At 69.4% G+C, this 16,199-nt stretch carries 10 protein-coding genes; 5 read left to right on the forward strand and 5 right to left on the reverse strand.

From position 1 onward, the window contains the following. Positions 1-23 precede the first annotated feature (23 nt). Complete coding sequence (locus FM051_RS33045) at positions 24-899, forward strand: alpha/beta fold hydrolase (RefSeq protein ID WP_158850291.1); 876 nt, start codon at positions 24-26, stop codon at positions 897-899. A 49-nt stretch (positions 900-948) separates the two neighbouring features. On the opposite strand, the gene FM051_RS33050 is transcribed toward FM051_RS33045, so the two are convergent. Continuing rightward, a complete protein-coding gene (locus FM051_RS33050; RefSeq protein ID WP_202919139.1) occupies positions 949-2,559 on the reverse strand; it encodes a glycoside hydrolase family 43 protein in 1,611 nt (536 codons plus the stop codon). Between the two features lie 32 nt (positions 2,560-2,591). Further along, positions 2,592-7,184 carry a carbohydrate binding domain-containing protein gene (locus FM051_RS33055; protein ID WP_158850293.1) on the reverse strand — a complete coding sequence of 1,531 codons (4,593 nt, stop codon included), beginning with the start codon at positions 7,182-7,184 and terminating at the stop codon, positions 2,592-2,594. A gap of 106 nt (positions 7,185-7,290) precedes the next feature. Between FM051_RS33055 and FM051_RS33060 the strand changes: the two genes are divergently transcribed. Beyond that, the gene (locus tag FM051_RS33060; RefSeq protein ID WP_158850295.1) at positions 7,291-8,031 is read left to right on the forward strand and encodes an alpha/beta fold hydrolase; all 741 of its coding nucleotides are present in this window, start codon (positions 7,291-7,293) and stop codon (positions 8,029-8,031) included. Positions 8,032-8,086: 55 nt separating this feature from the next. On the opposite strand, the gene FM051_RS33065 is transcribed toward FM051_RS33060, so the two are convergent. Further along, positions 8,087-9,418 (reverse strand): ABC transporter substrate-binding protein, encoded by a 1,332-nt coding sequence (locus FM051_RS33065; RefSeq protein ID WP_158850297.1) that lies wholly within the window; start codon positions 9,416-9,418, stop codon positions 8,087-8,089. 221 nt (positions 9,419-9,639) lie between these two features. Here FM051_RS33065 and FM051_RS33070 point away from each other — a divergent pair, with 221 nt between their 5' ends. Genes FM051_RS33070 through FM051_RS33080 form a run of 3 tightly spaced genes read left to right on the forward strand, consistent with a single transcriptional unit; the run spans position 9,640 to position 13,717 of the window. After that, positions 9,640-10,614 carry a carbohydrate ABC transporter permease gene (locus FM051_RS33070; RefSeq protein ID WP_158850299.1) on the forward strand — a complete coding sequence of 325 codons (975 nt, stop codon included), beginning with the start codon at positions 9,640-9,642 and terminating at the stop codon, positions 10,612-10,614. Further along, the gene (locus FM051_RS33075) at positions 10,611-11,579 is read left to right on the forward strand and encodes a carbohydrate ABC transporter permease (RefSeq protein ID WP_158850301.1); all 969 of its coding nucleotides are present in this window, start codon (positions 10,611-10,613) and stop codon (positions 11,577-11,579) included. Before FM051_RS33070 ends, FM051_RS33075 begins: the two co-directional genes overlap by 4 nt. Continuing rightward, entirely contained in the window at positions 11,576-13,717 is a 2,142-nt protein-coding gene (locus FM051_RS33080) for a glycoside hydrolase family 36 protein (protein ID WP_202919140.1), read from the forward strand. Before FM051_RS33075 ends, FM051_RS33080 begins: the two co-directional genes overlap by 4 nt. A gap of 183 nt (positions 13,718-13,900) precedes the next feature. Here FM051_RS33080 and FM051_RS33085 read toward each other — a convergent pair whose 3' ends face one another. Next, the gene (locus FM051_RS33085) at positions 13,901-14,962 is read right to left on the reverse strand and encodes a LacI family DNA-binding transcriptional regulator (protein WP_158850303.1); all 1,062 of its coding nucleotides are present in this window, start codon (positions 14,960-14,962) and stop codon (positions 13,901-13,903) included. Positions 14,963-15,104: 142 nt separating this feature from the next. Next, positions 15,105-16,103: a hydroxyacid dehydrogenase gene (locus FM051_RS33090; protein ID WP_158850305.1), complete on the reverse strand. Its 999-nt coding sequence runs from the start codon at positions 16,101-16,103 to the stop codon at positions 15,105-15,107. Positions 16,104-16,199: the final 96 nt, after the last annotated feature.

Consider the following 16,199-nt stretch of genomic DNA (forward strand, 5'->3'; position numbering starts at 1 on the left):
CGTCCGGGACTAGATTTCGGTCCATGGACTTCGAGGAGATCGTCATCCGGACCGATCGGCTCGACTTCCCCGCGCTGGCGGTGGGGGAGGGGCCGGTTGTCGTGTGCTGGCACGGGTTTCCCGACCACCCGGCCACCTTCGGGCCGCTCGCCGAGCACCTGGTGGCCGCCGGACGTCGGGTGGTGGCGCCGTTCCTGCGTGGGCACCACCCGGCGACCGCGGACCAGATGCCTCATGCCGACGGCCTCACGTTGGCCGCTGACGCCGCCGCGGTCGCCGAGGCGTTGGCGCCGGACGCCGGGGTCGACATGATCGGGCACGACATCGGTGCGGGCATGGTGGGGCGGGTCGCGGCGGCGTGGCCGGAGCGGTTGCGGCGTGGGGTCACGATGGCTGTGCCGCCGCCGAAGACGTTGCCCGCTGCGCTGCGTGATCCGGCTCAGCAGCAACGGTTCTTCTACATGTGGTTGTTCCAGGTGCCCGGTGTGGCGGAGGCCGTGCTGGAAGCCGACCGGAGCCTGATCGACTACCTGTGGTCCACGTGGTCTCCCGGGCTCGATCCCGGTGCGCATCGCGTGCGGGTGCACGAGATGTACGGCGATCCCCGGGTTCTGCGCAACGTGTTGCGGATCTACCGGAGCAACTTCGACCGGACGTCGCACGACCCCGAGCTGGCGCCGGTGGCCGCCCGGAGCGAGGTGCAGGCGACGCTTCCGCTGCTCGTGCTCGGCGGTGCGGACGACGGCTGCGTCGCTCCGGAGCACTTCGCCGACGCCGAGACCGGGCTCGCTCCCGGCTCCTCGGTGCGGATCCTGGACGGCGCGGGCCACTTCATGCACCTCGACCGACCTGACGAGGTCGCCCGGCTCGTGCTGGAGTGGATCCGCGCCGTTCCGTGATCACTATTGCTTCAGTGTAAACCGAAAACCATTCACGTCGCGGCGGCGGTCAGCCGGGTGGTTCGCGGTGATCGAATTCGCGGTGATCGAAGTAGGCGAAATCGGCGGGCAGGGTTCCGGTCACCGGGTCGTGTGCGGCCAGGCCCACGAAGGCCCCGGTGAAGCGGAGTGAGGTGCCGTAGTCGTCGGACAGGACGCTGGCGTCGAACTCCAGGCCGATGTCCACCCAGTCCGTGCCGTCGTGGGACACGGCGAAGCGCAGTCGATCCCGGTCGATGGTGGCGCGCAGGTGCGTCACGGCCGCGAGCGCGGGCCGGATGCCGGTGTCGTGTTCGGTGTACGTGCCGAGGTCCGACACGGCCAGGACGACGAACGGGCCGTCGTCTCCCGTCGTGACGCCGAGGAAGAAGTGCGTGCCGGTGTCGTACCAGCACACCAGACCCGCCTGCTGGCCCGGGTGTTCGGGACTGATCTGCACGGCGGTGGTCACCACCGTGCGGTCGTCGGTCAGGCGTTGTGCGATCAGGCTCTGCGCGAAGCGTGAGTGGAGGCTGTGCCTGCCGCGCAGCCGCAGCCAGCCGGGACGCTCGGTGAGGCTCAACCACCGCTCGCTCACCGGTTGGCGCAACGAACTCCACTCGTCGGACAGCCGATCGGTGTCGAACTCGTCCCGCGACGGACGTGACAACGGCGGTCCGGCCGGCGACGGCACCGTCACGGTTTCCCGTGGCCAGTGGTCACCGTGCGCGAGTCGTGGCCAGCCCTCGGCGTTCCACTCCAACTGCTGCAGGCACGTCTCGCGGCCGAGCATGCACCGGCGCTCGCCGTCCACGACGAGCGGGCGGCTTGCCAGGTGCACCAGGTACCACTCGCCGGTCTCGGTCTGGACCAGCTCGCCGTGCCCGGCCTTCTGGAACGGCAGGTCCGGCCTGTCCCGCGTGGTGAGCAGGGGGCCGTCCGGATCGGCCTGGTAAGGGCCCGCGATGTCACGTGACCGCACCACGCTGATCCCGTGGTTCCAGCCCGTGCCGCCTTCGGCCAGCATCAGGTAGTACCACCCGTCCCGGCGGTACAGGTTGGGTCCTTCGATCAGCTCGTCATGGGTGTGGATCAGCCTGCGTCCACCGACGAGCCCGTGGGCGGGGTCGATTTCCTGCAGCACGATGCCCGCGAAGCTCGGTCGGTCCGGCCGGTGGTCCCAGGTCATGTTGACCAGCCAGTGCCTGCCGTCCTCGTCGTGGAAGATCGACGGGTCGAACCCGCCCGAACCGAGGTGCAGCGGCGTCGTCCACGGGCCTTCGACGGACGGCGCGGTGACCAGGAAGACGTCCAGGTCCTTGAACGGACCCTCCCTGGTGCACACCACGGCGTAGACCAACCAGAACCGCCCGTCGTGGTAGCTCAGCGACGGCGCCCAGATCCCGCCGGAGTCCGGCACGCCGCGCAGGTCGAGCGCGTCGGGATCGGTGAGCGCGTACCCGGCGGGTTGCCACCGGGCGAGGTCGGTGGAGTGGTGGAGCCGGATGCCGGGAAACCACTCGAACGTGCTGTTGGCGATGTAGTAATCCGCCCCGACGCGCACGATCGAGGGATCGGGGTGGAAACCCCGCAGGATCGGATTGCGCACTTCGACGCCACCCGACGACACGAACCCGGACACCGACTCCACCTCTCCACACACGATGAAACAGCTCAGTCCACGGGTTCCACGCGGACGTCGTCCACGCGGAACTCGCCGGAGGAACCCCGGAACCCGAAGTCGAGGGACACGTTGTCCACGACCGGGTTGGCGTCCGCACGGTAGGTGCGTTCGACGTACTTCCACTGGCCCGGCGCCGTGTCGCCGGCGGGCAGCCAGGTCCGCTGCTCCACGCCGATCTGCGCGCCGCCGTCACGTGACGACACGAAGAGGTACGCGCCCACGGTACGTCCCGGCACGTAGTTGGTCAGCTGGTACCAGTACGACACCTTGTAGGTCTTGCCCGGAGTCACCGAGATGGGCGACGCGCCCTGCTTGCGGTTGTGGAACGACATGTTGAACGAGCCGTTGCCGCTGGTGTCGGTGCTGGCGAAGTACAGCGACCGGGTGCCTGTTCGGCCGCGGTCGGACGCGATCACCCTGGTGTACGGGCCGGTGCCCGCCGCCTGCCAGACGTCCGACTCGTCCGCCTCGAAGCTGTGCCGGTGGACCGGCACCAGCAGGCGGTACGCGTCGTAGACCCGCTTGATCAACGCGGCCTCGTCGGCGCCCGGCTGGGTGCTCGCCTGCTCGGCCGCGTCCACTTCGGCCTTGAACGCCCCGAAGCTGGCCGCGGTGTAGTCGTCGGCCGACACGGTCCTGGCCTTCGCCAGCACGGTCGGGAACGGCTCGGCGGTGATCGTCACGGGTGCGCTGACCGTGGTGGAGCCGTCGAGCCGTCGTGCGACGACCTTGTAGTGCATGGCGCCACCGTAGATCGTGTCCTCATAGGACAGCGCCCACCGGTTGTCGACGATCTTCTCCCAGCCTGAGCCCGGATCGGTGCTCGGGTCGGTGCCGGCCACCGCCGCGTCACGGGTGCGGTAGAGGTCGAACGCGATCACGTCCCGCGGCCTGGTCCACGACACGGTCCCGGTCCGGTCGCCGAACCGGCCGGACGCGAGCACCGTGCCGGCGGGCAGCGAGTCGACCTCGACGTCGCCGAACCTGGCGGTCTGCGTGGTGGCGACACCGGCGTGCACGACGTCCACCATCGGGACGTCCGCGGTGGCCACCTGCTCCCACACCTGCCCGTCCTCGGACACCAGCGCCGTGATCCGGTGGCTGTCGGCGAGCCGGATCAGCTTGACGTACGGGTGGGTGGCCGCCTGGTGGCCCTTGAGGTCCACCGCGAACGGGCTCCGGGTGATCCCGCCGGTGGCGTTCTGGCCGGCGGTGCCGGTGCCGATGTCGGTGCGGGTGTCCAGCGAGCGGTACTTGAACGACAGCGCGCCGGTGGCGTCCACGCCGAGGTAGGCGTACCGGCCGACCGCGTCGGCGCTGTCGCGCAGGATCACGCCGCCCGCGCCGTCCAGCTTGGCGGAGACGACCGTGCTGCCTTGGGCGAGCCTGCTGACCGTGACCAGCGAGTCGGCGTGGAAGCGGTTGTAGATGGCGGTGTCGTCACCGCCGCCGAAACCGGTGCCGGACGCGCCGTTCACCGTGATGGCACTGCCTTCCACGGAGGACGATCCGCCGGTCGCGTTGCCGATCACGTCGTCCCGCCACGGCCCGTTGCGCAGGCCGGCGGTGTGCGCCTGGGTGACCACCGCCTTGATCGCGTTCGACGGCCGGCCGAGACCCTGGCCGTTGACCGCGGTGACCCGGTAGAAGAACGTCCCGGCCGACGGCGTCTTGTCGATGTGCGACGTGCCCCGCACGCCGTGGGCGACCGGGTAGAACGGGCCCTGCTCGCGAACGGCCCGGGTGATCGTGTACGAGGTGGCGCCCGCGGCGGGGCGCCAGGTCAGGCCCACCGCGTTCGAGCCCGGCGTGGCCACCGCGACGTCGACGGCCGACGGCGCGCTCGGCTTGACCTCGTCGGTGCCCAGGTCCAGCACCACGGCGCTGGACGGCGGCACCGCCACCACACCGGCGATGATCGGGAGACGCCTGCCGGTCACGAGGTCCACGACTGCGTTTTGACCGTCACCTTCCCCGGCTGTGGTCTGATTGCCGCCTCCGGCGGCGGTGGGCAGCCGCACGTGGTGCGCCTTGGCGTTGCCGTGTTCGGGACGGGTGCCGTTCACGGCCATGAGGTACTTGCCGTACCGGGCGGTCAGCAGGTCCGGGTAGCCGGAGTACGGGTTGTCGGACATCCAGTTGTCGCGGACGACCGTGCCGACGCCCGGCTGGTACGCGATCGGCGCGAGTTCGCCGGTCATCGCGAGCGGACGGTCCGGCGCGGTGTACCGGTCGTAGAACATCGGGTCTTCCACCGCGTTCGGGCGCAGCACGTAGTCCTGGTACGCCAGCACGCCCTGGGTCTGGAGCTGGACGAGCTGGTCGTGGTCGCCGTGCTGGGCGTGCAGCCTGCCGTTGCCGAGGAAGCCGCGGTTGCGCTGGAACAGGCTGCCGAACAGGTGGGTGTCGCCGTCGCGGACGGAGACGTACATGTTGTCGATGTCCACCCACGCGAACGGCCGCTTGGCGTCGTCGCGGGAGATGCCGAGCCTGGCCAGCTCCTCGTCGGTGTACCGGGCGGGGTCGGTGTGCGGCAGCACGACACCGGCGGCGGCCTTGCCGCCGAGCACGGCGTACTCCGCGCGCTTGCCGGTGACGTACTCGTAGGTCTTCGGCAGCCGCAGGTCGTACTTGTGGTTCGCCAGCACGTTGTTGAAGTACGGGAAGTACTGGTTGTCGACCAGTTGCTGCTGCGCGAACCCGACCGCCTCGCGGGCGTAGCCCCAGAACGGTGTCCACTCGGGACCGGCGTACTTGTCCGCGTTGTCGGCCATGAACTGCTCCAGCGCGGCGAACATGAGGCCACGGCCGGAGTTGATGTCCGACGCGTACGCGATGCGGCCGGGGTAGGCGGCGTTGCGTTCGTCGATCACCTGCTGCATGAGCATCACGCGGTTGCCGTTGGCGTCCGTGCTCTGGTAGCGGGTGTGGCCGCGGGCGTGGACGTTGCGCAGCGCCAGCTTGAGGATCTCGTTGTTGAGCTCTTCGTCGCCCGCGTGGTCCAAGGTGCGGAAGAACCACGACGTCACGTAGTTCGTAGACTCGCCGTAGTTGCCGACGTAGGTGTTCTCGCGGGTCTGGCCGTCACGGGTGACGCCGGTGTAGTGCTTGCCGTACGGCAGCCGCCGCACCACCTTGCCCTCGGCGTCGAGCTTGCTCTTCGCCAACCCGCGCATGACGACCTTCAGGTAGGCCTCGTTGTAGACGGCGTTGCGGTCGTGCTGGAACAACGAGTGGTAGAGGTCCAGCTCCTCGCCGTTCGGCCCGACGAGCACTTCCTCGCCGAGGAACGGGCGGGAGCCGAGCGCTTCGCCCACGATCGCGTGGCTGCGCGGCTTGCCCTCGAAGAACCCGGACCCGATGACGCGCAGGCCTTCGTGCGCCTTCCACGCGCCCTCGTAGGTGTACATGACCTGGTTGTAGATGTAGGACAGCCGGGACCGCGCGAAGTCGAAGTTGGCCTTGAGGACGCGTTCCCACGCCTCGCCCCTGGTGAGCGCGCCGCCGGTCCAGTCGACGCCGGCGAGGCTGTTCGGGCCGTCGGCGGTGCCGGTCTCGAAGGGCTGCCCCAGGAAGTCGGTGAACCGCTGCGCGCCGTAGACCTGGTCGTCGGCGATGAGGTTCTCCACGATGTACAGCGCTTCGCCGAGCGCGGAGTAGTAGCCGCCCCAGTCGGACTGGTGGCCGCCGTCGCCGAGGCTGCGCACGTTGCCGTAGTACTGCTTGGTGAAGTTGTCGATCGACTTGAAGACGCGGTCGAGCGCGAGTCGCTTGTCCGCCGGTGTCTTGGCGGGGGACCAGTCGGTCAGCAGGACCTCGGTGTAGAACCGCAGCTCGTCCTGGTACCGGCTGATGTTCAGGGTGGCGCCGGGGCTCGCGTCCGATTTCGCGCTCAGCCGGTCGAACAGGGCGAGCTGCTCGGACCGCAGCCCGTCGATCTTGGCCTTCTCCTCGGCGGCGGTCAGCGCGGGCGCGGCCTTGGTGGTCGGCTGGTAGCCGGTGTCGTCCTCGTCCGCCATGTCCAGTTCGGGGCTGGTGTGCACGAGGGCCTGGTAGTACTTGCGGGACCGCTCGGTGGCGGTGGCCGTGAGGCTCGGGTGGTAGGTGCGGAGGATCAGCTCGACCCGCTCGCGCCCTTGGGTCGACGAGAGCGGCAACATGGCCGTGTTGACGAAGAACCGGCCGTCGAGGCCCTTGCCGGTGCCGGTGTTGATGGCCTCGTAGTCGCCTTGCGACCGGTAGGTGGTCTGTGCGCCGTTGACGAACAGCACGGTCTTGTAGGTCGAGACGTCCTCGCCCCAGAACTTCAGGCTGAGGTAGTTCTGCGCGGCCGGGTCGACCTTGACCGAGAGTCTGAGGTCGCCGAGGTGGCTCGTGGGCGGCGACAACGGCTCGGCCACGCGCGCCTTGCGCCCGTTGGCGCCGTCGACCACCGTGGTCGAGTCACCGGAGAAGTCGTGCGCCCGTTCGGATTCCGGGTCGCCGAACGTGACCGTGTCGACGGTGCCGCCAGTGGCTGCCGCGGCGGCTGTTGTCGTGGCCGGCAGGAGCGCGGCTACGAGTGTGAGGGTGACCGCGGTCACCGATGCAGGGAGCCGGACGTATCGCATCATCGCGAGTGCCACCCTCTGTGTGCAGGTGTAGAAAGCGGTTTCTATGAACCTAGCGGTGAGGTAGGGAACAGACAAGATGGAAGTACAGCAAGCGGTTGTGCTCGTGCATGGCTGGGGTGCGTCGGCTGCCGCTTGGGACGCGCACCTGCCGTTGCTCGCCGGTCGTCACGCGATCGTCCTGGACCTTCCCGGTCACGGCGTCACGCCGGGATGTCGAGCGGGCGCCGACATCCCGGGCATTGTGGACGGTCTGGCCGCCGTGATCGCCGCGTCGGCCGGAACGCCCGCAGTCGTCGTCGGTCATTCGATGGGCGGGCAGATCGCCGTGCGGCTGGCCGTCGACCATCCCGAACTGGTCCGCGCCGTGGCCGTGATCGACCCGGCCTACGGGGCCGACGACGACGAACTGGCCGGGTGTGCCGACCGGCTCGCCGACCTCGAACGACGGGGGAGTGAGGCGGGAGCGGAGTTCGTGGATGCCGCATTCGACGGTGGGAGTGGCGATTCCGCGCTCTGGCGTGACGCCCGCCGCCAGATGTCGGCCACCAGTGGCACCGTGCTGGCCCGGCTGTACCGGTCGATGTACCTGGACGACGGTGCGATCGGCGGTCGACAGGCCGCTGCGGAGTACCTGTCCCGGCTGCCGGTGCCGCTGCTCAGCCTGTACTCCACGCAGTACGCCGCCCACTGGGCGGAGTCGCTGCCGTTGCCGCCGGGTTCACGCGTGGTGACCTGGCTGGGGCTGAGTCACTACCTGCACCAAGAGCGACCGGCCGCGTTCTGCGACCTGCTGCTGGACTGGCTCTCCACGCTCTGACACAACGGGCAGGCCCCTGGCGCTGCAGGGGCGCCAGGGGCCGTGCACCGCAGGATCACTCGACTACGGTGATCCCGCTCTGCTTGAGGTCGTCGACGATCCACTTCTGCATCTCGGGCGCGATGTCGGCCACCCGGATCTGCTTGTCGACCGCCTTGCCCCACAGGTCCGCGAGGTGCTCGAACGCGGGCTGGGAGTTCGGCCCGTACTGCCAGTCGCCCTTCTGCGTCTTGACCGCACCGGTGACGACCGACTGCCACTTGTCCGCGTGCGCGCCGATGAGCTGGACCGGCTTGGAGATGTCGGTGTACGGCGCCGGGTCGGCCACGGCCGGGAACCACGACGAGCCCTTCTCCGGGTCCGCGATCAGGCTGATCGCGGTCTTGTCGGTCGACGCCCAGTGCGCGAACTCCACCGCGGCGGCCGGGTTCGCGCACTTGGTGTTGACCGAGTACACCCGGGTGAACGACACGTTGGCCGGCGCTTCGCCCGCGAAGGTCAGGTTCGGCGCGGGCTCCCACTGGCCGAGGCCGGTGGTCAGGTTCTTCTGCATGCTCTTGGTCTGCCAGGTGGACAGCTGGCGGGTCGCGATGCGCCCGTCGTTGTACTGCTGCATCATCGCCGCGAACTCGGCGTAGGAGATCTTCTCCACCAGGTCGTTGTCGATGAGCTGCTGGAGGATGTCCGCGGCCTGCTTGGTGTCCGCGCTGTCCACGTCGACCTTCCAGCCGTCGCCGTCGAGCTGCCACCAGCGGGCGCCCGCCTGCCACGCCAGGTACACGTAGGTCGTGTAGTCCTCGCCGGCCAGGTTGAAGATCTTGACGCCCTGGGCGTTGAGCTTCTTGCCCGCCTCGACGAACTCCTCCCACGTGGTGGGGTACTGCACTCCGGCCTTCTGGTACACCGCCGCGTTGTAGAGCATGAAGTTCGGGATGTTCGCCGCGGGCAACCCGAACGCGCGGTCGCCGGCACGCGCGGCCTCCCACGCGATCGGCGTGTACTCGGCCTTGTACGGCTCGATGTAGTCGCTGATGTCCGCGACGATGCCGTCGGAGGCCAGCGAGTTGACCGTCTCGGTGATCGTGTCGAACACGCAGGGACCGCCGCCGGCGGCGTACGCGTTGCGCAGCGCCTTGTGCAACTCGGGGTTGCCCTGCTGCTGGGTGAACTTCACCGTGATGGGGCCGCCGAGCTTGTTGTACTCGTCGGCGAGACCCTTCAGGTACTGGTTGCTGCCCCAGAACTCGATGGTGACCGGCTCGCCCGAGTACGTGCTCGGCGCCGCGGCCTCCTGGGACCCTCCGGCTCCGCCGCCACCACAGGCGGCCAGCGAGAGGATGAGCACCCCGGCCACCGCGGTTGCCCAACGCGTCCTTGCGTTTCGCATCTTTGCTCCTTGCCGACCCGCACGACCGCCAGGAGCAAGGGGTCTCCCGGCAGCAGGAAGAAAACGCTTTCTATCCTGAGGCCCGTTGCGGTCACTGTCAACGGTCGTCTCACCAGGTGTACGAGTCTGTTGCCTGCTCGTTGACCCGATCAAAGCTTGAGTTGTAGCGTCAGCAAACGGTTTCCAAGGGTGGTTCCGTTACGTGACCGGAGAGGTGTCGGATGGTCAACGTTGACACGGCAAGTCGGCCACCGCGCGCGGTGAGGCCGGATGCCGCGCCGCGCGCGGCGCCCGGACGGCGGTCGCGCCGGGTGCACGGCGCTCCCCGCCTGTCGGGCCTGCTGTTCACCGCGCCGTTCCTGGTCGGCTTCGCGCTGGTGTTCCTGGTCCCGTTCGGCTACGCGCTGTACCAGAGCGCGTTCGTCGAGCGGAAGTCCGGTTCCGGCTTCGGCCGTGCCGTGACGGAGTTCGTCGGGGTCGACAACTACGTGCGCGGGCTGTCCGATCCGGTCTTCTGGCAGGCCACGTTCCGGGTCGTGGTGTTCGCGGTCGTGCAGATCCCCGTCATGCTGCTGCTGGCCCTGGTGATGGCCCTGCTGCTCGACGCCGTGACGGGGCGTAAGACCAGGTACTTCCGCCTCGGCCTGCTCATCCCGTACATGATCCCGCTGATGGTCGGCTCGCTGATCTGGCTGTACCTGTACTCGCCGCGCCTGGGCCCGCTCACCGACGCGGGGCGGCGACTCGGGCTGGAGCTCGACTTCTTCTCCGTCGACCTGCTGTGGTACTCCATCGGCAACCTGCTGACCTGGGGTCACGTCGGCTTCAACATGCTCATTCTCTACAGCGCGCTGCGCGCGGTGCCGAGGGAGCTGTTCGAGGCCGCGCGCATCGACGGTGCCTCCGAGCTGCGCATCGCGCTGTCGATCAAGGTGCCCTACGTGCGCGGCACGGTCGTGCTGACCGGGATGCTGTCGATCATCGGGATGTTGCAGATCTTCGCCGAGCCGACGGTGTTCCGGGTGACCTCGCCGGAGACGGTGACGTCGAACTTCACCCCGATCATGATGATCTTCAACCAGGCCTTCAAGGCGGGCAACTACAACTACGCGGCGGCACTGTCGGTGATCCTCGCGATCGTCGTCGGAGCGGCTTCGGCGTTGTTCTACCGCCTCGGGAACAGGACGCAGTCATGACCATTCTCGCTGCCACCGGCAAAGACGGCGATCAGCTGGACGCGTCCGAGCGGCAACCGGGCGTCACCGGCAAGCCGCGACGCGGTGGGGGCGACGAACCGGCCGTCGGGGTGCAGGTGCCGCGGTCGTCGCGGATCCTGGTGCTGGTCGGGCTGGTGCTGTTCCTGATCTACTCGGTCGCCCCGGTGTGGTGGCTGCTCGTGTCCGCCACCAAGAACGAGTCGGACCTGATCAACACCAACGGGCTGTGGTTCGCCGAGTTCAACCTGTTCGACAACCTGCGGCAGATCTTCGCCTACGAGGACGGCATCTTCCTGCGCTGGACGCTGAACTCGCTGCTGTACGCGGGGGTCGGCTCGGTGGTCAACACGGTGCTGGCGCTCGCGGCGGGCTACGGCCTGGCGCGGTTCACGTTCCCCGGCAAGAAGCTGATCCTCGGCCTGGTGATCGGCTCGTTCCTGATCCCGTACGCCATGCTGACCCTGCCGCTGTACCTGCTGTTCTCGAAGCTCGGCATGGTGAACACGGTGTGGGCGGTGCTGATCCCGACGTTCATCTCGCCGTTCAGCGTGTACCTGGCGAAGGTCTACACCGAGGGCGCGATCCCGCCGGAACTGCTGGAGGCGGCCCGCATCGACGGCGCGGGCGAGCTGCGGATCTTCTTCCAGATCGTGGTGCGCATGGTGGCGACCGGCGGCGCGACGATCTTCCTGCTCTCGTTCGTGGCGTCGTGGAACGGCTTCTTCCTGCCGATGACGATGTTGCAGGGCGCGGAGAACTGGACCATGACGCTGGGCATCTACAACTGGCTGGTGCAGAGCATGACGAACGCCTCGGCCTCGACCGACTTCACCGCGATCGTCATCACGGGCGCGTTGCTGTCGGTGATCCCGTTGACCGCGGTCATGTTGATGATGCAGCGGTTCTGGAAGAGCGGCGTGTCGCTCGGCGCGGTGAAGTCGTGACGTCTGTTGACGGTGTGGAGCACTGGCAGTGGGGCAGCGACGAGGTCCGGTTGCACTTCGCGCACGGCCCGGAGACGCCACCGCGGCTGCTCGCGGTCACGCCGGCCGACCGGGAACCTGACGACCGGGCACCCGACGACCCGGCCGCGTTGTGGCGGTCGGCGTTGCCGGTGGTCGAGTTGGCGTTGGCGGGCGACGGGCGGCACGGCACGGCGGGGAAGCGGCACGTCGACGGTGCCGCCGCACAGCGGTTGCGCCTGGTGTCCAAGGACTCCGAGGTCGTTGACGGTGTGCACCGGCTGGTGCTGGAGCTGGCGGAACCGGACGACGGCGTGCGGGTGCGGGCGCACTACGAGATCGCCTCCGGCATCCCGGTCGTGCGCACGTGGGCCGAGGTCGTGGCGGGCGGACGGCCGGTCGTGGTCGAGTACGTGTCCAGCTTCGTGCTCGCCGGGCTCGGGCACGGCAGGCGCTGGGAATCGGAACTGGTGCTGTGGCGGGCGGCCAACCCGTGGAGCGGCGAGTTCCGGTGGAGCGCCCGCACCCTGGCAGCCGAGGGGCTCTACGACGTCGGGATGGTCGCCTACGACCAGCTCGGGTCGAAGAACCGGATCACCGCGACCAGCACCGGCGCGTGGTCGACGTCGGAGATGCTGCCGATGGGCATCCTCTCCGACGAGCGGTCCGGTGCGATGCTCGCCTGGCAGGTCGAGCACTGCGGCGCGTGGCACTGGGAACTCGGTGACCGGCTCGGCGCGGTGTACCTCGTCGTGTCCGGCCCGACCGCCGCCGAGCACCAGTGCTCGGTGCCGTTGGGCGCGGGGGAGTCGTTCCGCACGGTGCCCGCGTCGGTCGCCGTGGTGCCCGGGGGAGGGCTGGACGCCGTTGGCGCCGTCCTGACCGCGCACCGCAGGCGGATCCGCCGTCCGCACCCGGACAACGTCGAGCTGCCGGTGGTGTACAACGACTTCCTCAACGCGTTGATGTCGAACCCGACCACCGACCGGGTGTTGCCGCTGGTCGAGGCCGCCGCCGCGCTGGGCGTCGACGGGTACTGCATCGACGCCGGCTGGTACGACGACGAGGACGGCGGCTGGTGGGACGCCGTCGGCGAGTGGCTGCCCTCGGCGCGGCGCTTCCCCGGCGGCGGGCTGAAGGCCGTGATCGACCGGATCCGCTCCGCGGGGCTGCGGCCGGGCCTGTGGCTGGAGCCGGAGGTGGTCGGGCTGCGCAGTCCGCTGGCGGAGTCGCTGCCCGAGGCCGCTTTCTTCCGGCGGTCCGGCGAACGGGTGCTCGAATGGGGCCGGTACCAGCTCGACCTGCGTCACCCGGCGGCTCTGAAGCACCTCGACGGGGTGGTGGACCGGCTGATGGCCGACTTCGACCTCGGCTACCTGAAGCTGGACTACAACATCGACATCGGCGCGGGGACGGAACTCGCCGGCAGCGTCGGGCTGGGCCTGCTCGAACACAACCGCGCGCACCTGGACTGGGTCCGCGACGTGCTCGACCGGTATCCCGGCCTGACGATCGAGGGCTGTGCCGCCGGGGGCAGCCGCACGGACGCGGCGACCGGGGCGTTGTTCCCGATCCAGTCGCTGACCGACCAGCAGGACTTCCGCAACATGCCGCCGATCGCGGCCGCCGCGCCGTTGGCCATCACCCCCGAACAGGCCGGTGTGTGGGCGTCGGTTGACGGCACGATGAGCCACGAGGAGCTGGCGTTCTCGCTGATCTCGGGCATGTCGGCGCGCATCCACCTGGCCGGCCGGATCGACACGCTCGACGAGGGCGGGCGCGAGGTGGTCCGCGCGGCGCTCGACGTCTACCGCGAGCTGCGGCCGTCGATCGCCGCCGGTGAGCCGGTGTGGCCGCTCGGCCTGCCGGGGTGGCGTGACGACTGGATCGCTCTGGGCACGCGAACCCCCTCCGACGAACTGCTTCTCGCCGTATGGCGGCGCGGCGGCGGTGCCGCGACCAGGATCCCGCTGCCCCAGTGGCTGGGCCCGGATCCGCAGGTCGAAGTGCTGTACCCGACGTGGGCCGGCGAGGCGGTGGCGGTCGGCGACGGCGTGCTGGAGCTGACGTTGCCCGAGGAAACCAGCGCCCGCCTGTTGCGCCTACGCCCCAAGCGCTGAACCAACCCGTCCGAACGTAGGACTCTCGCGAGAGTCCTACGTTCGCGTGCCGAGAGTCGAACACTCAGGTAGGCCGAGTTCAACACTCAGGTTCCGGTCACGCGCCCCTGAACGTTGAACTCACGGCACCTGAGCGTTCGACTCTCGGCACCTGGGGGTTCGACTCTCGCGAGAGTTGAACGTCTAGGGGGTTGGGGGTGGGCCTACGGAGTGGCGGACGGCGATGTGGGTGCCGAGCATGACGTGCTGGACCGGTTCGGTGGCGCGGTTGATCGCCAGCCGGACGGCGGTGCGGCCCAGTTCGTCGTGCGGGACGTGCACCGTGGTCAGGGTGGGCACCAGGTCGAGCGCGAGCGGGATGTCGTCGTAGCCGACCACCGACACGTCCTCCGGCACCCGGAGGTTCGCCTCGCGCAGTGCCTGGTACACGCCGGCCGCCACGATGTCGGTCGCCGCGAAGATCGCGGTGAACCGCTTGCCGTCGGCCAGCAGCTGCCTGGTCATCTGGTGGCCCGAAGCGCGGGTGAAGTCGCCGTTGAGGATGAGACCCGGATCCGGCTCCAGCCCGTAGGCGCGGTGGGCCTCGGTGAACCCGCGCACCCGCTGGGTGGTCGTGGTCAGCTTGTCGATCACGCCGAGGAACGCGATCCGCCGGTGACCCGCCGACAGCAGGTGGCTGGTGATCGCGTACGCGCCGTTCTCGTTGTCGTACTCCACGACAGTGGCGGGCACGTCCGGTCCGAGCGTGGGACGCCCGCACAGCACCATCCGCGAACCGGACCGGTCTAGCGCCCGCGCGAAGTGCGTCATCCGCTCCTGGTGCTCGGAGTCCTCCCACGCGCCGCCGACCAGGATGACCGCGTCGGCCTGCTGCTCACGCATCAGCTCGATCACGGCCAGCTCGCGCTGCGGGTCACCGTGCGTGGTGCACAGCAGGCACAGCCTGCCCTCGGTGGTGGCCTGGTGCTCCACACCCCTGGCGACGGCCGCGTGGAACGGCCCGGTGACGTCGTCCAGCACGAACGCCACGACCTTGGTGTGCGCTCCGGCCAGTGCCCGCGCGTGCGCGTTCACCACGAAGTCCAGCTCGCGCATCGCCCGGACCACCTTGGCGCGGGTCGCGGTGGCCACCGGGTACGTTCCGCCGAGCACCCTCGACACGGTCGAGATCGATACGCCGGCCAGCGCGGCGACGTCCTTCACCGTGGCTTGCCCCACCTGCTCGGGGCTGGCTCGTCTGGCCAATGTGGTCCTTCTCGTCGTGGCGGAACCGGTTACGACCACGATAGTGCACCCCCTCGCACGACAGCCGAGGCGCGCCGGCGGCGCCCCGGATCTCCTTGGCGGCCAGGGGCGAACGGTGGCCCGGAGGGGTGTCGGCGGGTGCTCAGGCCACCCGGTCCAGGTCGGTCGGGAGCACCTGGCCGTGCAGCGGGACGCCCGCGATCAGGCGTTCCAGGTCGTCGACCGCGGACTGGCCGAGCCGGCCGAGCTCGTTGCCGTGCGAACCCGCGATGTGCGGGGTCGCGAACACGTTCGGCAGGTCGAACAGCGGCGAGTCGGACGGCAGCGGCTCGGGTTCGGTGACGTCGAGGACGGCGCTGATCCGGCCGGTGGAGAGTTCGTCGATCAACGCGTCGGTGTCGACCAGGCTGCCCCGCGCGGTGTTGATGAGCACGCCGCCGTCGGGGATCAGCGCCAGCCGCCTCTTGTCGAGCATGTGGTGCGTCTCGGGGGTGGCCGGGGCGTGCAGGCTCACCACGTCGCTGTCGCGCAACAGCTCGTCCAGCTCCACCAGTCGCACGCCGGGCAGGGGAGCGGTCAGGTACGGATCGGTCAGCGACACGATCAGGTCGAACGGCTCCAGCAGCCCCACCACCCGCCGGCCGATCCTGGACGCGCCCACGATCCCCACCCGGCGGCGGAAGTTCCCGATGTCGGGCACGACCTCGCCGAGGGTGAAGTGGCGTTCGGTCCGGTAGCGCTCGCGCAGTCCGAGCACGTCCTTGCCCGCCAACAGGATCATGGCGAGGGTCAGTTCGGCCACCGGCAACGCGTTCGCGTCCGCGGCCGAGGACACCACCACGCCGCGTTCCCAGCACTCGGGCGTGATGAGGGTCTTGACCGAGCCGGCCGTGTGCAGGACGGCGCGCAGGCGTGGCGCCGCCCGCAGGACCGCGGCGTCGATGGGCGGGCAGCCCCAGCCGGTCACCAGGACCTCGACGTCGGCCAGCGCCGCGACCGCCTCGGGGGTGTCGAACCGCTCCGCCACCAGGGTCTCGTCGACCTCGACGAGCCGGCGCAGCTGGCTCATGACGTGCTCCGGGAAGATCATCGGCAGGTGCTCGCGGCTCATCGCGAAGAGTGCGGTCGGGCGATTCGCCACCGAGTCAGCTCCATTCCAGGCCGGTCTAGAAAGCGTTGTCTACGGTAGAAGCCCAGCGTCATGCACGTCAACCGGCGTCTCAACGCTGTCTCGGCA

Origin of the sequence: Saccharothrix deserti (assembly GCF_009769385.1) — a bacterium.
Lineage (GTDB): Bacteria > Actinomycetota > Actinomycetes > Mycobacteriales > Pseudonocardiaceae > Actinosynnema > Actinosynnema deserti.

Bases quoted from the DNA above. Each gene is read 5' to 3' on its own strand.
- FM051_RS33045 (WP_158850291.1), top strand. From the start codon at position 24: ATGGACTTCGAGGAGATCGTCATCCGGACCGATCGGCTCGACTTCCCC.
- FM051_RS33070 (WP_158850299.1), top strand. From the start codon at position 9,640: ATGGTCAACGTTGACACGGCAAGTCGGCCACCGCGCGCGGTGAGGCCG.
- FM051_RS33075 (WP_158850301.1), top strand. From the start codon at position 10,611: ATGACCATTCTCGCTGCCACCGGCAAAGACGGCGATCAGCTGGACGCG.
- FM051_RS33060 (WP_158850295.1), top strand. From the start codon at position 7,291: ATGGAAGTACAGCAAGCGGTTGTGCTCGTGCATGGCTGGGGTGCGTCG.
- FM051_RS33065 (WP_158850297.1), bottom strand. From the start codon at position 9,418: ATGCGAAACGCAAGGACGCGTTGGGCAACCGCGGTGGCCGGGGTGCTC.